Source organism: Exiguobacterium sp. BRG2 (assembly GCF_031844245.1).
Taxonomy (GTDB): Bacteria; Bacillota; Bacilli; order Exiguobacteriales; family Exiguobacteriaceae; genus Exiguobacterium_A.
On record NZ_JAUZUW010000001.1, the window covers coordinates 224,463 to 240,948 of the forward strand.

General features: G+C 45.8%; 22 protein-coding genes. 17 read left to right on the forward strand and 5 right to left on the reverse strand.

The window, feature by feature from the left end; all coding sequences use genetic code 11:
• The first annotated feature begins 130 nt into the window (after positions 1–130).
• A complete protein-coding gene (locus Q9R23_RS01135) occupies positions 131–2,056 on the forward strand; it encodes an LTA synthase family protein (protein ID WP_035409136.1) in 1,926 nt (641 codons plus the stop codon).
• 105 nt (positions 2,057–2,161) lie between these two features.
• Here Q9R23_RS01135 and Q9R23_RS01140 read toward each other — a convergent pair whose 3' ends face one another.
• A complete protein-coding gene (locus Q9R23_RS01140; protein WP_035409134.1) occupies positions 2,162–2,341 on the reverse strand; it encodes a DUF2759 domain-containing protein in 180 nt (59 codons plus the stop codon).
• 168 nt (positions 2,342–2,509) lie between these two features.
• Between Q9R23_RS01140 and Q9R23_RS01145 the strand changes: the two genes are divergently transcribed.
• On the forward strand, positions 2,510–3,127 hold the full coding sequence (locus tag Q9R23_RS01145; protein ID WP_214854904.1) for an MBL fold metallo-hydrolase: 618 nt from the start codon (positions 2,510–2,512) through the stop codon (positions 3,125–3,127).
• Positions 3,128–3,168: 41 nt separating this feature from the next.
• Here Q9R23_RS01145 and Q9R23_RS01150 read toward each other — a convergent pair whose 3' ends face one another.
• Entirely contained in the window at positions 3,169–3,432 is a 264-nt protein-coding gene (locus Q9R23_RS01150; protein ID WP_023467555.1) for a DUF2626 family protein, read from the reverse strand.
• A gap of 224 nt (positions 3,433–3,656) precedes the next feature.
• Between Q9R23_RS01150 and Q9R23_RS01155 the strand changes: the two genes are divergently transcribed.
• The 12 genes from Q9R23_RS01155 to gcvPB all read left to right on the forward strand — a co-directional run bounded on the left by Q9R23_RS01155 (position 3,657) and on the right by gcvPB (position 12,461).
• Positions 3,657–4,043 (forward strand): Spx/MgsR family RNA polymerase-binding regulatory protein, encoded by a 387-nt coding sequence (locus Q9R23_RS01155; RefSeq protein WP_035409130.1) that lies wholly within the window; start codon positions 3,657–3,659, stop codon positions 4,041–4,043.
• Between the two features lie 62 nt (positions 4,044–4,105).
• Positions 4,106–4,948 (forward strand): ATPase, T2SS/T4P/T4SS family, encoded by an 843-nt coding sequence (locus Q9R23_RS01160; protein ID WP_311246268.1) that lies wholly within the window; start codon positions 4,106–4,108, stop codon positions 4,946–4,948.
• Between the two features lie 14 nt (positions 4,949–4,962).
• Positions 4,963–5,904 carry a type II secretion system F family protein gene (locus Q9R23_RS01165; protein ID WP_056060200.1) on the forward strand — a complete coding sequence of 314 codons (942 nt, stop codon included), beginning with the start codon at positions 4,963–4,965 and terminating at the stop codon, positions 5,902–5,904.
• A 17-nt stretch (positions 5,905–5,921) separates the two neighbouring features.
• Positions 5,922–6,233, forward strand: a complete 312-nt coding sequence (locus Q9R23_RS01170) for a competence type IV pilus major pilin ComGC (RefSeq protein ID WP_023467559.1) — start codon at positions 5,922–5,924, stop codon at positions 6,231–6,233.
• Positions 6,202–6,663: a prepilin-type N-terminal cleavage/methylation domain-containing protein gene (locus Q9R23_RS01175; protein ID WP_035409128.1), complete on the forward strand. Its 462-nt coding sequence runs from the start codon at positions 6,202–6,204 to the stop codon at positions 6,661–6,663. Before Q9R23_RS01170 ends, Q9R23_RS01175 begins: the two co-directional genes overlap by 32 nt.
• A 5-nt stretch (positions 6,664–6,668) precedes the next feature.
• Positions 6,669–7,028, forward strand: coding sequence for a type II secretion system protein (locus Q9R23_RS01180; RefSeq protein ID WP_311246269.1), 360 nt, complete (start codon positions 6,669–6,671; stop codon positions 7,026–7,028).
• Positions 7,029–7,310: 282 nt separating this feature from the next.
• The gene (locus Q9R23_RS01185) at positions 7,311–7,583 is read left to right on the forward strand and encodes a hypothetical protein (RefSeq protein ID WP_251137904.1); all 273 of its coding nucleotides are present in this window, start codon (positions 7,311–7,313) and stop codon (positions 7,581–7,583) included.
• Complete coding sequence (locus Q9R23_RS01190; protein WP_214855055.1) at positions 7,576–8,061, forward strand: shikimate kinase; 486 nt, start codon at positions 7,576–7,578, stop codon at positions 8,059–8,061. Before Q9R23_RS01185 ends, Q9R23_RS01190 begins: the two co-directional genes overlap by 8 nt.
• Positions 8,058–8,372 (forward strand): hypothetical protein, encoded by a 315-nt coding sequence (locus Q9R23_RS01195; protein ID WP_214855057.1) that lies wholly within the window; start codon positions 8,058–8,060, stop codon positions 8,370–8,372. The genes Q9R23_RS01190 and Q9R23_RS01195 overlap by 4 nt, the downstream gene beginning before the upstream one ends.
• A 184-nt stretch (positions 8,373–8,556) precedes the next feature.
• Complete coding sequence (gene gcvT, locus Q9R23_RS01200; protein WP_214855059.1) at positions 8,557–9,639, forward strand: glycine cleavage system aminomethyltransferase GcvT; 1,083 nt, start codon at positions 8,557–8,559, stop codon at positions 9,637–9,639.
• Between the two features lie 13 nt (positions 9,640–9,652).
• Entirely contained in the window at positions 9,653–10,999 is a 1,347-nt protein-coding gene (gcvPA, locus tag Q9R23_RS01205; RefSeq protein WP_290754808.1) for an aminomethyl-transferring glycine dehydrogenase subunit GcvPA, read from the forward strand.
• On the forward strand, positions 10,992–12,461 hold the full coding sequence (gene gcvPB, locus Q9R23_RS01210; RefSeq protein ID WP_290782294.1) for an aminomethyl-transferring glycine dehydrogenase subunit GcvPB: 1,470 nt from the start codon (positions 10,992–10,994) through the stop codon (positions 12,459–12,461). The genes gcvPA and gcvPB overlap by 8 nt, the downstream gene beginning before the upstream one ends.
• A gap of 66 nt (positions 12,462–12,527) precedes the next feature.
• Here gcvPB and Q9R23_RS01215 read toward each other — a convergent pair whose 3' ends face one another.
• Positions 12,528–12,908 (reverse strand): rhodanese-like domain-containing protein, encoded by a 381-nt coding sequence (locus tag Q9R23_RS01215; RefSeq protein WP_023467569.1) that lies wholly within the window; start codon positions 12,906–12,908, stop codon positions 12,528–12,530.
• A gap of 138 nt (positions 12,909–13,046) precedes the next feature.
• Between Q9R23_RS01215 and Q9R23_RS01220 the strand changes: the two genes are divergently transcribed.
• The 3 genes from Q9R23_RS01220 (at position 13,047) to hpt (ending at position 15,000) form a co-directional block, all read left to right on the forward strand.
• Complete coding sequence (locus Q9R23_RS01220; protein ID WP_214855069.1) at positions 13,047–13,877, forward strand: lipoate--protein ligase family protein; 831 nt, start codon at positions 13,047–13,049, stop codon at positions 13,875–13,877.
• Positions 13,878–13,901: 24 nt separating this feature from the next.
• Complete coding sequence (mntR, locus tag Q9R23_RS01225) at positions 13,902–14,324, forward strand: transcriptional regulator MntR (RefSeq protein ID WP_035398709.1); 423 nt, start codon at positions 13,902–13,904, stop codon at positions 14,322–14,324.
• Positions 14,325–14,472: 148 nt separating this feature from the next.
• Complete coding sequence (gene hpt / locus Q9R23_RS01230) at positions 14,473–15,000, forward strand: hypoxanthine phosphoribosyltransferase (protein ID WP_035398306.1); 528 nt, start codon at positions 14,473–14,475, stop codon at positions 14,998–15,000.
• Positions 15,001–15,057: 57 nt separating this feature from the next.
• On the opposite strand, the gene Q9R23_RS01235 is transcribed toward hpt, so the two are convergent.
• Both Q9R23_RS01235 and Q9R23_RS01240 read right to left on the reverse strand, forming a co-directional pair.
• Positions 15,058–15,459, reverse strand: a complete 402-nt coding sequence (locus Q9R23_RS01235) for an SA1362 family protein (protein WP_023467573.1) — start codon at positions 15,457–15,459, stop codon at positions 15,058–15,060.
• A gap of 20 nt (positions 15,460–15,479) precedes the next feature.
• Positions 15,480–16,412: a DUF1385 domain-containing protein gene (locus Q9R23_RS01240; protein ID WP_311246270.1), complete on the reverse strand. Its 933-nt coding sequence runs from the start codon at positions 16,410–16,412 to the stop codon at positions 15,480–15,482.
• Positions 16,413–16,486: the final 74 nt, after the last annotated feature.

Genomic DNA, 16,486 nt, shown 5'->3' on the forward strand with positions numbered 1-16,486 from the left:
TTCCGGATTCCGGTTGCATTTTTGTAAAACTAAGCGTAAAATTTTCACGTGATATGGGTATATGTACATTATGATGTAAGTTGTGTGAACTGAAAGCAGAAAGCACATGTAAATTAGGAGGCAGGTTTTTATGCAGCAAGACGCAAACATCTGGTCGCGAATGCGCCTAAAGATGGGTCAAGGCGTTCGCAGTACTTATAAAGAGCATAAGCTTTTTTGGATTGCGACCTTATTGATTTGGTTAAAAACGTATTTAGCGTATACACTTTTCTTCAACGTTCCCGTAACGAACTCCGCGCAAGCATTCATTCTACTAATTAATCCTATTAGTTCAGCGCTCTTCATGTTTGGATTTAGCTTCTTCTTCCGAGGAAATGTTCAAAAATGGTTCATTTACGGTACACTGTTCGTCGCAACCATCATTTTATATGCGGACATCATTTTTTTCCGCTTCTTTAATGATTACTTGACGTTGCCAGTATTGTTCCAAACTTCGAATGCGGAGACGGTTTCAGCTTCACTCGCATCGCTTTTAAGTTGGGCTGATTTACTGATCGTCGGCGATTTGATCATCTTACCATTTTTCTTACGGAAAATGGATATGTCTAAAAACGTCGCGTCACGTGGACGCGCGATTCTTGCATTCGTCGCAGCAGTCGTCGTCTTCCTTGGAAACTTGACGCTTGCTGAGACAGAACGTCCAGAATTATTGACACGTGCCTTTGACCGGGAATTACTCGTTAAGAACATCGGAACATTTAACTTCCATATGTATGACGCACTCATCCAGTCGAAGACATCTGCGCAAAAAGCACTTGCGGATAGCTCTGAGTTATCAGAAGTCCAAAACTTCATCGATTCGAAGCATGCTGCAGCCAATCCGGCGATGTTCGGCAAGTATAAAGGTAAGAACGTCATCGTCATCTCGTTTGAGTCAGCTCAATCATTTGCCGTTGGTTTAAAAGCACCAAACGGTCAAGAAATTACACCGAACTTGAATAAATTGATCAAGGAATCCCATTCATGGGATAACTTCTATCACAACACAGGACAAGGGAAAACGTCAGATGCTGAGTTCATTCTTGAGAATTCGATCTATCCACTTGGTCGTGGATCTGCATTCTTTACGAACGGAGAGAACGAATTCCGTGCAACACCTGAGATGTTGAAAGAAGATGGCTATTACTCAGCTGTTTTCCATGCGAATAACAAGTCATTCTGGAACCGGGACATCGTCTACAACAGTTTCGGCGTAGATCGTTTCTTCTCGGAGACGGATTATGATTTAGGGGATCCGGCAGATTTGACGGAGTGGGGCTTACTCGATGACAAGTTCTTTGAACAGTCACTTCCGATGTTAAAAGATTTACCACGTCCGTTTTATTCGAAATTCATTACGTTAACGAACCACTATCCATTTGAGATGCCAAAACCAGAAGATGAACTCGTACCACCGCTAGAAACGAGTTCTACGACACTGAACCACTACGTTCAGGCGCTAGCGTATCAAGATATGGCACTCGGTAAGTTCATCGAAGGTCTCAAAAAAGATGGTACGTGGGATGATACGATCTTCATGGTATACGGTGACCATTACGGTATTTCAACAAACCATAATGCTGCGATGGCAGAACTCATGAACAAAGATGAGTTGACTCCGTATGATGTTGCGCAACTGCAACGTGTACCGTTCGTCATTCATTTACCGGGTCAAACGAAAGGTGTCAAACACGAAAATGTTGCGAGTCAAATCGATATCAAACCAACATTGCTTCACCTGTTAGGTCATGATTTCAAGAATGAGATCTTGTTCGGTACCGATCTCTTCTCAAAACAACATAAAGACTATGCGTTGTTCCGTGACGGTTCTGTCGTAACAGATAAGACGGTCTACACGCAAGAAACATGTTATGACCGTAAGACAGGAGAAGAAGTGAAGGACGGGGAACAAGCGGAAATGTGTAAACAATCTACGAAACAATCTGAGAAAGAATTAGGACTCTCAGATAAAGTCATCTATGGCGACTTGCTACGTTTCCTTCAAACTTCAAAATAAGTAAGATAATACTGAGAGTAGGTCTACGTTCTAGTAGGTCTACTCTTTTTATAAAATAACAAAAAAGAGAGATGCTCGAGGCACCTCTCTTTTAGCGTACTCTGATTACGATGGAATACCACCGTAAATCAATGTCGCAATCCCAAACCAGCCGAATAAGACGACAGTTAGGGCCGCGAATACGAGTGGAAACATTTGGCGTTTCTTAAGTGAACGAACGACGGCCCAAACACCGACGAGTGCGACGAAGAAGAAAAGCCAACCGATTGGTTGATCCAAATGCATGACGTACTCCCCCTTAAACAATCACATTATGAATTTCACGAAGATTTCACTTAAATCTCACTTTTTAGTTTATCCGACTCTCGGGATAAAGTCGAGAGGGCGTTGCAGGAACTTTCGACAATTTCGTGTATAGTAGGGGAAGAGTCTATTGAAAAGGGGTTTTATAGAATGGAAATCGTCATGATCACTTCTGGTATGGCATCTGAGAATGGCTACTTGTTATTTAAGGACAAGGAGTGTCTCGTCATTGATCCAGGAACAGAAGATATGCGTTTTTTCGATGAAATTGAAAGTCGAGGAGCAACCTTAAAAGGAATCCTTTTGACCCATGCTCACTTTGACCACATTGGTGGTGTGGATATGTTACGACGCTTCACGGAAGCTCCTGTCTACGTTCATGCGGAAGAGGCAGGCTGGCTTGGTAATCCAGAATGGAATGGTTCGGCAAAATTCGGCATGCCGCCGATGCGCATGAAGCCAGCCGATCATCTGTTACAACCAGGACGATTGGCAATCGGTAACTTTTCAATGCATGTACTTGAGACGCCAGGACACTCACCAGGAAGTGTGACGTTCTATTTCAAGGGAGAACGAATCGCATTCGGTGGGGATCTCCTATTCCAACAAGGCGTCGGACGAACGGATCTTTATGGTGGGAATCAAGACGTATTGATGCGTTCGCTTGATCGACTCATTGCGGAACTACCAGCAGACACGACAGTCTATCCGGGTCACGGTCCAAATACGACGATTCGACAAGAGATGAAAACCAATCCGTTTCTATAAGCAAAAAAACTCGCCATCCAAGAGGATGACGAGTTTTTTCATTACATCTGGAAGTTCGACCAGTACGTAAAGACGATGAAAAATACAGTTAAGTAAGCTCCAAAGATATAGACATACGTTTTTTCAGTTAAACGCAAGTAACCAAGCGCTGCAAAAAAGACAGTTTGTGCCAAGAAGACGAAGCCCATGACTAAAAATGAATCCGTATGCTCACTTGAGCTTGCATCGCCACCCAATGCGCCGATAAATGCCATGACTGCGATGATACCAGTCCAGAAACCGAGTACGCGGTACATTCTCCCCATTCCTATAACCCCCTAAATCCGACAGATAGTCAATATACGTACTTATTTTACCAAGCAAACAATCATTCGTCTATCCTGTTCTAGTGATTGTTAAGGAATAACTGTGAACAAAAGATGAAGTTTCAAAAAAAGTTGTACAATAGTTGTACAAAAGGTGTACAAAGTCAAAATGTCGTGCTATAGTAACTGTAATGAAACCCCACACTTTGAGAGGAGGAGCAAAAATGGCGAATGAGTTAGTCTTTTTCACATATCCAAGCTGTACATCATGTCGTAAAACGAAATCATGGTTAAAAGAGGAACATGTTGATGTAGAGGAACGTCATCTGTTCAGAAATGCTCCAACAGTTGATGAACTCATGGAACTGTTAAAATTATCGACAGACGGGATTGAAAGTTTGCTCGCAACACGCAGTCAAGCCTTCAAAGATCTCGGCATTGATATTGAAGACATGAAACTCAGTGAGTTATTACGCCTCATGAGTGATAACCCGAAATTGTTACGCCGCCCAATCATCACTGATGGAAAACAACTCGTTATTGGGTATGATAAACCGGGTCTTGAGACATTAGCGAAGCGTAAACATCGGACAATAGCACACGTATCGTAAAGAAGCCGGTTTGGTCGGCTTCTTTTTTTTGTGTATTGTTTGCTGTAGGGAGGTGAGTAGAAATGAAGGAATGGACGACACAACTCATGGAACGATTCGAAGCACTCGGTGCAACAGATGCTCATTTCGTTCCGAACGAGACTCGCGTCCGAATCGTTTGTCGAACGAGCGATGGGCTGTGTGAACAAGATGACGTAGAACTGACACGTTACCGGACGCTTGTCAGCCATATTCGCTATGAGGCGAACTTAAAGGAACAAAATGAACGAATTCCGCAAAGTGGCTTGTATCCACATGGGAAAAAGGGAATGCGTGTCTCGTTGTTACCGAGTCGACAAGGGGATGCGATGTCGTGGCGTTTTTATCGTTCGACGGTCTCTCGAGAAACGGCTTTGCAAACGTTACATGATCAATTGGACTTCGCATGGTTAGCTGAACAACGACATGGGTGTATCGTCATTTCCGGATCCACAGGTGCAGGAAAGACGACGATGTTATATTCCTTGATGAGTGCAATGGAAGAAAAACGAATCATCTCGATTGAAGATCCGGTGGAATGTACGGTACCAAACGTCTTACAACTGGAACTAAATGAAAAAGCAGGCTTCACTGCTACGCGATGTTTTGAGGAAATACTGCGAGCGGATCCAGATTGGATTGCTTTTGGTGAGGTGCGGACAAGGGAGGCAGCACGTTTGACGATGAATGCCGCCCTTAGTGGTCACGTCGTGTTGTTCACGCTACACGCTGGTAGTATTGATGAAGCGCGATTACGATTGCGCAGTTTAGGTATCGAAGAGTCAGAGCTAGCTGTCTGTCAACGCATCATTCATCTCGAGCGAAAAGGAGAGGATGTCCGCTGTACCGTCAGAAACTTACAAGCCGCGATCAAAGTCGGTTCTTAAAACGATATCATCGCTTGTTATCAAAAGGAATTTCCGCGAAAGAGACACTACTCATTTTAAAACGATTCGAGCGTCATCCGTTCTCGGAAGTGGTCGGAGAAATGGAGCAACGTCTTGAAAAAGGAGACTCCTTTGCAGCATCCCTTGAACCGCTTGCGTTAACGAATACCTTAAAACGACTTCTTTTTGTTGGAGAAAGGACAGAGCGACCGTTGCTTGTTCTTCGCCAAATCGTGAAACTGCTCGACCTCGAAACAGAAATGCGATCGAAGTTTTGGAAGATGATCCGATATCCGCTTGTTCTAGCGACCAGTCTATTCCTGCTGTTCTTCTTTTACGCCCTCTACGTATTTCCATCTCTCCTCGAGATGTCGGACCCGAAAACTCTCCCCTCATTTCTTCATCTTCTTCTTCACCCCTCTGCGAAATATATGCTCGCAAGTATTCCCGTTATTTTGTTAACCTCCGGTTACCTCTTCTTTCGCTTCTTTCCATTAAACCGTATTTTACGACTGAAACCGCTACAGCGTTTGATTCGTCTCTACTACAGCTATTTATTCACGATCGAAGTAGGATCATTTATCGATGCTGGCTTTTCGCTCGAAGAGACCTTTCGTCATCTAGAGCAAGGACAAGCGAATAAAAAAGGTCATTTGTACGCTCGTTTGCATGCTAAACAACAGGCGGGGGAACCACTTGCAGAAGCGCTTGGCGAAGATGAAATCATCGAAGCCGAGACGATTGGAATCGTCCATTTAGCGCGAGAAAGTGGAGATCTTGGTCCGTTGTTGCTTGAACAAGCGACGCTCTTGCATGAGTCGATGGAAGAGGAGTTAGAGAAAAAGTTGTTATGGATCGAGCCGATTTTGTACGGCGGATTGACGATCATGACAGGAACATTGTTTCTCATCTTATATTATCCGATTCAGCTAGCGATACAGCAGCTTCCATTTTAAACAGAGGAGACGATACGATGAAACAATTCTTAAAAAGACAGGACGGATTCACTTTACTGGAGATGGCAGCCGTCTTATTGATCATTTCATTATTACTACTCGTTTTGATTCCAACGATGACAAGTGGAAAGGATCAGGCGAAAGGTGTAAGTTGTGAGGCGAACATTCGAGTCATTCGGTCGGAGGTCAATCTCTATTATGCGAAAGAGAAAAAATACCCGGAATCGCTCCAGACGATCAATCGGGGAACCGCCGATAAACCGAATGCCCTCGTCTGTGATCAGGAGACGTATACGTATGATCCGAAGACTGGCGAACTTACGAAGTGAACAAGGATTTACCTTATTTGAGATGACGGCGGTACTGACAATCATTGCTTGTTTACTTGTTTTGTTGTTGCCGGCACTATTTGAAAAACGACCGGACTGGATTCCGCTTGAACAAGAGGTTCGTCTAATGGAACAAGATATTCAGACGCTTCGGCTTATGCAGTACTCGAAACAAGATCAAGCATTGATGCAGTTTCGATTTCGTGGAGACGGGACAGGATACCTTGTTCTTGCGGATGACCGGCTGTTATGGCAACGAACGTTCCAGAATGGGCATACATGTGCCGTTCCCCCGTCAAACCGCATCATCTACTTTAAGAGCTATCACTCGATTTATGCAGCGACGTGGTCTTGCCGTTCGGCAACAGCCGAGTATGAAATTAAATTCTTACTTGGGAACTATCAAATGGCAATCCGTAAAGTGAGGTGAGAAGTATGCAGGACAAACGACAAGCGGGTTTCTCTTTGCTCGAAGTGATTCTCTCTATCGTTGCGATGGGTGTCTTCATAATGCTAGCGATCGATCCTTATCTCGATTTACGAACGAAACAAATCAACTGGGAACAAGAGACGAAACAGCTTGAGCAGATGGCGACGGATCAAGTTGAAAACCGAACAGTGTCCTATGTTCTGAAGCAAGGAGCGTGGTGCAATGAAACGACATGTCTTGCGAGCGGAATCCGGAATGACCCTCCTCGAACTATCGTTCGTCCTGTGGGTCAGTCCGTTGCTCCTGTTGGCGATTTTGACGCTGACACCACTCGTTCGCCCACCAGAAGTCAATCGAATGAATGAAGAACTGTTCTTTCATACCGTAGAACGGCTCATGTGGCGGAGTACGATGTGTGAACGCGTTGGAGATGAGATTCGCGGAATGGACGTTAATCCGGGAGAGACGGCTGAAAAATGGCGTCTCGTCCGTGTGCAAGATCAACTACGCCTCAAGAAAGAACAAGGAGGTGAACTGACATACGCTCGCGATGTCAAACATTACACTGTGACAAGCGCTGCCGAGATCCTTTCAATTCAGTTGAACGACAGCAAACGTTCCTTCCGATGCGTCAAGACGGATTCATCTTGATTCAAACGTTACTGTTACTTCTAGGAATGGGAGTCGTGCTCTTGATTTCTTGTCAGCAAATTGACGAAGAAATGCGCCATCATCAGTTGGAACAAGAAGCACTACAACTCGAATCTCTCATCCGCGCGGCAAAAGCAGATTGTACGAAGGATGAGACCCTCCGCTATCCAATCGGGCAAGTCAGCTGTACAGTGACCGATAAAGGCTTTAAAATGGAAGCGAGATTAGAGAATGGTCAAAGAATCGAGGCGGTCGTTACACATGAGTAAGGTTTATTTGATTGGCTTTATGGGAACTGGTAAATCAGCCGTCGGACATCGATTACGTGGACGATACACGGTCGACGAATTGGATGAACACTTCGAACAGAAACATGGACAAACGATTCCTTCTTTTTTTGCTGAGCATGGCGAAGCAGGATTTCGTACACACGAGAGCGAATTGTTGAGGAACAGCAAAGCGGAGGTAGTCGTCACAGGTGGTGGAATCGTCGAACGAGAAGAGAACCGACTGTTCATGAAAAAGGCAGGGACAGTCATTTGGATTGATACGCCATTTGATGTCATCTGGAAACGGATTGCTTCTGACTCGAATCGTCCACTCGTGACAGAACGGGAACAGGTGAAGCATTTATTCGATCGTCGCTATTCTTTGTATGCTGGAGTTGCCACTGTTCGCATTGAAGGAACGACATCAATCGAAGAGTTGGTTCATGCGATTGAAACTGTATTGGAGGAAAAGTCATGATTTGGATTACGTTAGGTATTATTTTATTGTCCATCGTAGGACTTGTGTTGTTCGGATTCATTCTTTACAAGAAGAAGCTATCTCAGGATATTCAACAATTAAAGCAATTGATGGAGCGCTTTACGATTCGTCAGCAAACCTTGCAGACGAACATTGATCATACGACGCAGCGAATCGATCAAATCAAAGGAAATATCAATCGAATCACTGAAGAAGGAAATCGTGTGAAGCAAGGAACAAGCCAATTGGTGACGGAAGGTCGTCGACTCCAGGAGGAAATCAAACGAACTGCCGGAATCAAACAATTTTGAAATGGCTTTCATGGGAAGAATATGAAACAATAGGAGAGAAGGGACAGGGTCCTTTCTCTCTTTTTCGTATGTTCCTTTTTCCGAATAATACTAGATAATTATGATTTAAATTGGTAAGATAAATTTGAAAATGGAACATTAATGAGAAGAGAGAGTGAAAACGTTCGTTAATAGGGGGATTTGTATGAGTCAGACGACATTGAAAAGAACACCATTATTCGAAACGGTTTCGAAAACCGGTAAGATGGTGGATTTTGCGGGGTTTGAAATGCCAGTTTTGTTTTCCTCGATTAAAGAAGAACACGTTGCAGTAAGAGAGAACGTCGGCATGTTCGATGTCTCGCACATGGGTGAACTGTTCGTCAGCGGACCGGATGCTCTGACATTTTTACAAGCCACGTTATCAAATGATATTTCAAAGATTGCGGTGGGGCAAGCGCAATATAACGTCTTATGCCAAGAAGACGGTGGAACAGTGGATGATTTACTCGTCTATCGTTTAGCAGAAACGGATTATCTTCTCGTTGTCAATGCTTCGAACATTGAAAAAGACGAACAACATTTACGCCACTATCTAACAGGGGACGTCACGCTTGAGAATCAATCGGAACAATATGGTCAAATTGCGGTCCAAGGACCACGGGCGGAAGCCATCCTTTCCGGTATGACACCACTTGCTTTATCGGAGATCGGATTTTTCAAGTTCCAACGAGGGACGATTGCAGGAGTGGAAATGATCGTCTCACGTAGTGGGTACACAGGGGAAGATGGATTCGAACTCTACATGGCAGCTGGTGACGCACCTGCTGTCTGGCAAGCATTGCTTGATCAAGGTGTCGTACCATGCGGGCTTGGGGCACGTGACACATTACGTTTTGAGGCATGTCTTCCGCTGTATGGACATGAATTATCAGCAACGATTTCACCCATCGAAGCCGGAATGGGTTTTGCGGTCAAACCACAAGTCAAATCGTTCGTTGGTTCGGAAGTCTTGTTACAACAGAAAGAACAAGGTGCACCGAGACGATTGATTGGTCTTGAACTACTTGATAAAGGGATTGCGCGTCAAGATGCACCGGTTTGGCATGACGGAGAAGTCGTAGGTGTCGTGACGACGGGTACGTTACCGCCGACAGTCGGAAAAGCAATCGCTTGGGCGCTCGTTCCTTCTGAAGTGGCGGAGAAAGAAGAATTTGAAGTAGAAGTACGCGGAAAACGTCTAGCAGCGAAACGAACAGCGACACCGTTTTATCGTCGCACGAAATAAGGGGGATATTTCTATGGATTTTCGTTATTTACCAATGACAACAGAAGATGAGCAGGCGATGTTACAGACAATCGGTGCAGCATCGATTGAAGATTTACTCGCTGATATCCCGGCATCCGTCCGTGATAACGGTACATTGGAAAAAGTCGGTGTACCACTTCCGGAAACGGATTTGATTCGGACACTCTCGAAGCTTGCCGACCAAAACATGAATACGAAACAATATCCATCGTTCCTTGGCGCTGGCATCTATGATCATTATGCACCTGCTGTCGTCAACCATATGTTGCTGCGCTCAGAGTTTTATACTGCCTATACACCGTATCAGCCAGAAATTTCGCAAGGTGAACTACAAGCGATTTTTGAATTCCAATCGATGATTTGTGAATTGACAGGGATGGACGTCGCGAACTCGTCAATGTATGACGGTATTACGGCGTTAGCGGAAGCGGCCATGCTTGCGTGTTCCCATACGAAGAAAAAGACGATCGTTCTTTCAGATGGCGTTCACCCGGAAGCACACGATGTCGTCCAGACGTATGCGAATGGTCCAGGATTAAACGTCGAGACGTTGTCGCTTGAGCATGGTGTCACGCGAATTGATCAACTCGATGCCATCGAAGACGTTGCCTGTGTCATCGTGCAGTATCCGAACTTCTACGGTCGTGTCGAAGAACTACAAGCATTGGCCGATGCGACACATGCACGTGGTGCGCTCTTCATCGTTTCTGCGAACCCACTGGCACTCGGTATCTTAGAAGCACCAGGTAAACTTGGCGCCGACATTACGATCGGAGACTGCCAACCGTTCGGAATTCCACAAAGTTTTGGAGGACCGACATGTGGTTATTTTACGACGACAAAAGCATTAATGCGTAAGATTCCGGGACGTCTCGTTGGGCAGACCGTCGATGAGAATGGGAAACGCGGTTTCGTTCTGACGTTACAAGCACGTGAACAACACATTCGCCGTGACAAAGCGACATCTAACATCTGTTCGAACCAAGCGTTGAATGCACTCGCTGCTTCGATCGCGATGAGCGCACTCGGAAAACGGGGAATCCGAGAACTCGCGACACGCAACTTGCAAACGGCGTATGCATTAAAGCAAAAGCTGAAACAAGCTGGCTTGACGATCGTTGACGATGGACCGAGTTTCAATGAATTCGTTGTTACATTACCAATCGACGCGACACAAGCGAGTCAACAATTGCTCGAGCACGGAATCATCGGGGGTTTACCGTTAGGTGCTTATGACGCGGCGCGTCAAAATGAGATGCTCGTCTGTGCAACGGAATTACGGACGAATGAAGAGTTGGATCAATTCGTGACAGCATTAGGGGGACTCACACATGAATGAGCAAACATTGATCTTTGAAATTTCCAAACCGGGTCGTATCGCCTATAGCTTGCCGCTTCCGACTGTCGATGAGGTGGCAGTAGAAGAATTGTTACCAGAGTCGATGTTACGGAAGGGAGACGTGGCGCTACCGGAAGTGTCTGAACTTGATCTCGTTCGTCACTACACGGCGCTTTCGAACCGTAATCATGGTGTGGATTCTGGATTCTATCCACTTGGTTCATGTACAATGAAATACAATCCAAAAATCAATGAAGATATGGCGCGCCTTCCTGGGTTTGCACACATTCATCCTCTTCAACCAGTCGAAAGTGTTCAAGGTGCACTCGGTTTGATGTATGATCTGCAAGAAAAACTTGCGGTCATCACAGGAATGGATGAAGTGACGCTTCAGCCAGCTGCGGGGGCACATGGTGAATGGACAGGTTTGATGCTGATTAAGGCATATCATCATGCGCGTGGTGATTTCAAGCGGACGAAGGTTCTCGTTCCAGACTCCGCGCACGGAACGAATCCGGCATCGGCATCTGTCGCTGGTTTCGATACCGTGACGGTCTTATCGGATGAACGTGGTCTTGTTGATTTAGCGGACTTAAAGAAAAAAGTCGGTGACGATACAGCGGCACTCATGTTGACGAATCCGAACACGCTTGGTTTATTCGAGTCGGATATCGTCGAAATCGCACAAGCGGTTCATGAAGCAGGCGGAAAGCTGTACTATGATGGTGCGAACTCGAATGCGATCATGGGCATCGCTCGTCCAGGGGACATGGGCTTTGATGTCGTCCACTTGAACTTGCATAAGACGTTCACAGGACCACACGGTGGTGGCGGACCAGGATCGGGTCCAGTAGGTGTCAAACAAGATTTGATTCCATACTTGCCAAAACCAATCGTCCGAAAAGAAGAAGAGCGTTATGTCCTCGACTACGATCGCCCGGAAGCAATCGGTCGCGTCAAACCATTCTACGGTAACTTCGGCATCAACGTTCGTGCGTATAGTTATATTCGGACAATGGGTGGCGCAGGACTTGCTCGCGTTTCAAAAGAAGCGGTCTTGAATGCGAACTATATGTTGGCTCGTCTCAAAGGTGCGTATGACGCGCCATACGACGTCTATTGCAAGCACGAATTCGTCTTGTCGGGTAAACGTCAAAAAGCACTAGGTGTCCGGACGCTTGACATCGCTAAACGTCTGCTTGACTTTGGATACCATCCACCAACGATCTACTTCCCGTTGAACGTCGAGGAGTGTATCATGATCGAACCGACGGAAACAGAGTCGAAAGAAACACTCGATGCCTTCTGTGATGCGATGCTCCAGATTGCAAAAGAGGTCGAAGAGACACCGGATGTCGTCTTGAACGCACCACACACGACGGTCGTCAAACGGATGGACGAGACACTTGCTGCTCGAAAACCCGTCTTACGCTATGAACCAAAACAAGAAGTACACGCATAAGCTGTTTCATAAAAAAGAGGACCTCTCCGACGAAGGAGAGATCCTCTTTTTGCGATGAACGAAGCATTAGCTCCGTTTGATTTTTCCTGACCACTGCTTGAATCCGCCTTTTAACTGATACAGATTCGTATAGCCTGCTTTTTTCAAGACTTTTGCAGCCTGTGAAGAACGCATGCTACCTTGACAATACAAGTAAATCGGCATGTCTTTTCGTAATTCCTTCGAGCGCATCTTCATTTGGCTGACCGGGATGTTACGGGCACCTACGATGTGTCCACCTTTGAATTCCTGTGTCTCGCGAACATCGACGATTTGTGCTTTACGGTAGTTCGCACGGAATTCTTCTTGCGACAATTTCGTGATGCCTTTGACCGGCATGAAACGCCAAGCGATGTAGGCGATCAGCGCGACCCATAATACGATCGTAATGATAGTTCCAGTTTCCATATTCGACTTCCAACCCCTTCGTTCGTTTAACCTCTGTTTCATTATAGTCAACGAAATCGATTTCGGCAATCGACTCGTGATTGCGCGACCGAGAATGGGTTTGATACACTAAGACGGAAACGTTTTGGGGGTGCTCAAGTGAACAGAGAGTGGCAAGTGTTGACGACGCCGGCGATGGAGCCGGCAATGAACATGGCAATCGATGAAGCATTGATTCAGTTCGTCGGGCGGGGGGAGATCGCGCCGACGCTTCGTTTTTACTCATGGGAACCACGTGGATTAAGTGTTGGTCATTTTCAACGGGCAACCCGTGATATCGATCGAAAGCGGATTGCAGAGCTCGGGATTCCGATCGTGCGTCGGATGACAGGAGGACGCGCTGTTTTGCATGCGGACGAGTTGACATACAGTGTCGTCATCCCGGAAGATACAGAAGGTTTACCACGCACGGTCATCGAAAGTTATCGGATGTTGACGGAAGGGATTCGCAAAGGATACCATCACCTCGGCATTCCGGTCGAGTTTTCCGTACCGTTGACGGAAGAGGAGAAAGAAGAATTACGGAAGCCGAAATCAGCCGTCTGTTTTGATGCAGCATCGTATTATGAACTTGCTGTCGGAAAACGGAAAGTCGCAGGAAGTGCACAAGTTCGCCATCAAGGCGTTGTCTTACAGCACGGTTCGGTCCCACTCTCTGTCGATGAAGGTGAATTGTTTGATTGTTTCTTGTATGATGATGAGTCGACGCGCGAGCGGATGAAAGCGCGTTTTTCAGGAAAAGCTGTCGCTTTGAACGAGCTAGCAGGTCGCGCTGTCGCATTTGACGAGGTACGAGAAGCGTTCACGAAAGGCTTCGAAGACGCGCTTGATTTGTCGTTCGTTCCGTTGACATTCACGAGTGAGCAGTGGCAGGAGATTGAGCGTCTTGCCGAGAAATACCGTAGTGATGAGTGGAACTGGAAACGCTAATGAATGAAATGGGAAGGTGATGTCGTGCCAACTCCGAGTATGGAAGATTATTTGGAACAAATTTATAAACTGATTGAAGATAAAGGATACGCTCGCGTATCGGATATAGCGGAGTCGTTAGGAGTTCACCCGTCCTCGGTAACGAAGATGGTTCAAAAGCTCGACCGGGAGACGTACCTTGTTTATGAAAAGTATCGGGGTCTCATGCTGACACCTAAAGGACGCAAAATCGGAAAGCGTCTCGTGGAACGACACGCCTTACTTGAAGATTTTCTTCGTCTCGTTGGTGTGGATGAAGAACTGATTTATAAGGATGTCGAAGGAATCGAGCATCATATTAGTATCGAAGCGTTGGATAAGATTAACGGAATGATTCAGTTCTTTGCGGAACGTCCTGGTTTGAAAGAGGAACTGCATCGCTATCAACAAGCCCATCCAGAGGATTGAGGCTTGTTTTTTATAGTTCCTTGCTAAAAAAAGTTCTCAAACACGAACGATCCGTTACATTTTTATGATAAAGTGCGCATTTTAAGTTAGATATGCTATACTGAGCCTGAAAATGGACGAAGGGGGTGGCGGGTGTTCGCACCTTGTCATGGAAATCACGATTAAAGAAAAATTAGTGTCGGAGTCACAACTGAAAGAAAAGGTTCGTGAATTAGCACAACAGATCGAAGTGGATGCGGCTGGGCGTCAAATCGTTCTCGTCGTCGTGTTAAAAGGGTCGATGGTCTTTGCTGCGGATTTGATGCGCGAAATCAAAGGAAGCGTTCAAATTGATACAGTCGCGTGCTCTTCTTACGGAACAAAGACCGTCTCTTCCGGGCGTGTTCAGTTGAAGAAAGATCTCGATCTCGATGTGCAAGGGAAATATGTCGTCGTCATCGAAGATATCATCGACACAGGGCGGACGCTCCATTTCTTATGTGATCACATGAAATTACATCAACCTGGAGTTCTCAAAGTATGTACATTGCTTGATAAACCGGCACGTCGTGAAGTAGAACTCGACGCAGACTATGTCGGTTTCGAGATTCCGGATTACTTCGTTGTTGGGTACGGAATCGATTGTGCGGAGGAATACCGCAATCTACCGTATATCGGTTGGGTTGAAACGGATTGAACACGAAAAAAGGAGGTTCGTCGCATGACGAATCTCCTTTTTAATGTACTTCTGAAATTAGAAAGCACGTTTTTTCTTTTTGCCTTTTTTTCCTTCGATAACTGTCAGATGAGGCGCTTTTGAACGATCCCGCAACGGTCTGACTTTATTCGATGCCGGCGCTTTTGAAGACTTGACCGGTTTTTTCTTAAAGTCTGTCCGGCGAACAGAATTCGAAGAGCCATGCATCTTTTTTGATTGAGCCACGGATTTTCGGTACTGAGCATTTGCGCCCGTTCCGACGCTTCGATTACGAGTCAGGAACTTAAAGAGCAAGAAGATGATCCCGGCGGTAATCCCGAAGAACAGCAATTGTGAAAACAGACTACTTGGATTATTGACGAGTTTATATCCGAAGCCGACAAAAGCGAACAGTAACACGACGAGTGCAAATGTAGAACCAATGCGTTGTCTGATCATAATATCACCCCTGTTATCGATTAACCCAGTGCATTCTCATGTAGGTTATGTTCCTGTTTTTCCAATGCTTCAAACGCATAAATCGCAACCTCGATCTGTGCATCGTCCGGTTCTTTCGTCGTCAAGTATTGTAACCATAGGCCAGGCAAGGCGATGACGCGAAGTCCTTTGATGTGCTGTGCTTTGTTCGTCAGCTGCAACACTTCAAATGAAAGACCGATGACGACCGGTAATAAAGCGATCCGGCAGACGAGACGCAACCAGAGCGGATCCGTTGGCACGATCAGATAGACGAAAAATCCGACGATGACGGTGAAGATCAAGAAACTCGAGCCGCAACGGTAATGAAGACGACTGCTGACGCGAACGTTTTCGACCGTGAGTGGGCGTCCTGATTCGACGCAGTTGATGACCTTATGCTCTGCACCGTGATATTGAAAGAGTCGTTTGACGAGCGGAGTCAATGAAATCACGTAGAGGTAACTGAACAAAAGCGTTAATTTGATTGTTGCTTCGATGACATTTTGAATGACATGTCCTGATAAAGCAGGGAACACATCGAATAGTGACGCAAGGAAAGCAGGTAGTAATGTAAAAAGTAATTTACCGAAGAAGAATGATAGGACTCCGACGACAGCTACGCCGAGCCATTTCGTCAATGGACTAGCCGTTGACTCTTCTGGTTGTTCTTCACCGGGTTTAACGCCGTAGCGATCACTTGCGAAATTCATGTGACTGGCACCATTCGCTGAAGACTCCATTAATGCAAAGAGACCGCGCAGGAGTGGAATTCGTTTTCCTTTGGCGATTCGTGGTCGAATCGGTTTTTGTTGGGCGAACGTCTCGATCGATTCATCATTTCGACGAATCGCAGAGACCGCATGGGTCGCATTTTGGAACATGACGCCTTCGACGATGGCTTGACCACCGACCGGCGGATTAGTCGTTTTCATAATAGAACGCATCCCGTCTTCATTAAAATTAGGTGTATCGTCAGTGTACTTGATTTACGACAAAAAAACTATGT

What these genes read in the sequence shown, in the direction of transcription:
- Q9R23_RS01135 (WP_035409136.1), top strand. Translation starts at nt 131, where the DNA reads ATGCAGCAAGACGCAAACATCTGGTCGCGAATGCGCCTAAAGATGGGT.
- Q9R23_RS01140 (WP_035409134.1), bottom strand. Translation starts at nt 2,341, where the DNA reads ATGCATTTGGATCAACCAATCGGTTGGCTTTTCTTCTTCGTCGCACTC.
- Q9R23_RS01145 (WP_214854904.1), top strand. Translation starts at nt 2,510, where the DNA reads ATGGAAATCGTCATGATCACTTCTGGTATGGCATCTGAGAATGGCTAC.
- Q9R23_RS01150 (WP_023467555.1), bottom strand. Translation starts at nt 3,432, where the DNA reads ATGGGGAGAATGTACCGCGTACTCGGTTTCTGGACTGGTATCATCGCA.
- Q9R23_RS01155 (WP_035409130.1), top strand. Translation starts at nt 3,657, where the DNA reads ATGGCGAATGAGTTAGTCTTTTTCACATATCCAAGCTGTACATCATGT.
- Q9R23_RS01160 (WP_311246268.1), top strand. Translation starts at nt 4,106, where the DNA reads ATGAAGGAATGGACGACACAACTCATGGAACGATTCGAAGCACTCGGT.
- Q9R23_RS01170 (WP_023467559.1), top strand. Translation starts at nt 5,922, where the DNA reads ATGAAACAATTCTTAAAAAGACAGGACGGATTCACTTTACTGGAGATG.
- Q9R23_RS01175 (WP_035409128.1), top strand. Translation starts at nt 6,202, where the DNA reads ATGATCCGAAGACTGGCGAACTTACGAAGTGAACAAGGATTTACCTTA.
- Q9R23_RS01180 (WP_311246269.1), top strand. Translation starts at nt 6,669, where the DNA reads ATGCAGGACAAACGACAAGCGGGTTTCTCTTTGCTCGAAGTGATTCTC.
- Q9R23_RS01190 (WP_214855055.1), top strand. Translation starts at nt 7,576, where the DNA reads ATGAGTAAGGTTTATTTGATTGGCTTTATGGGAACTGGTAAATCAGCC.
- Q9R23_RS01195 (WP_214855057.1), top strand. Translation starts at nt 8,058, where the DNA reads ATGATTTGGATTACGTTAGGTATTATTTTATTGTCCATCGTAGGACTT.
- gcvT (WP_214855059.1), top strand. Translation starts at nt 8,557, where the DNA reads ATGAGTCAGACGACATTGAAAAGAACACCATTATTCGAAACGGTTTCG.
- gcvPA (WP_290754808.1), top strand. Translation starts at nt 9,653, where the DNA reads ATGGATTTTCGTTATTTACCAATGACAACAGAAGATGAGCAGGCGATG.
- gcvPB (WP_290782294.1), top strand. Translation starts at nt 10,992, where the DNA reads ATGAATGAGCAAACATTGATCTTTGAAATTTCCAAACCGGGTCGTATC.
- Q9R23_RS01215 (WP_023467569.1), bottom strand. Translation starts at nt 12,908, where the DNA reads ATGGAAACTGGAACTATCATTACGATCGTATTATGGGTCGCGCTGATC.
- hpt (WP_035398306.1), top strand. Translation starts at nt 14,473, where the DNA reads ATGGAAATCACGATTAAAGAAAAATTAGTGTCGGAGTCACAACTGAAA.
- Q9R23_RS01235 (WP_023467573.1), bottom strand. Translation starts at nt 15,459, where the DNA reads ATGATCAGACAACGCATTGGTTCTACATTTGCACTCGTCGTGTTACTG.
- Q9R23_RS01240 (WP_311246270.1), bottom strand. Translation starts at nt 16,412, where the DNA reads ATGAAAACGACTAATCCGCCGGTCGGTGGTCAAGCCATCGTCGAAGGC.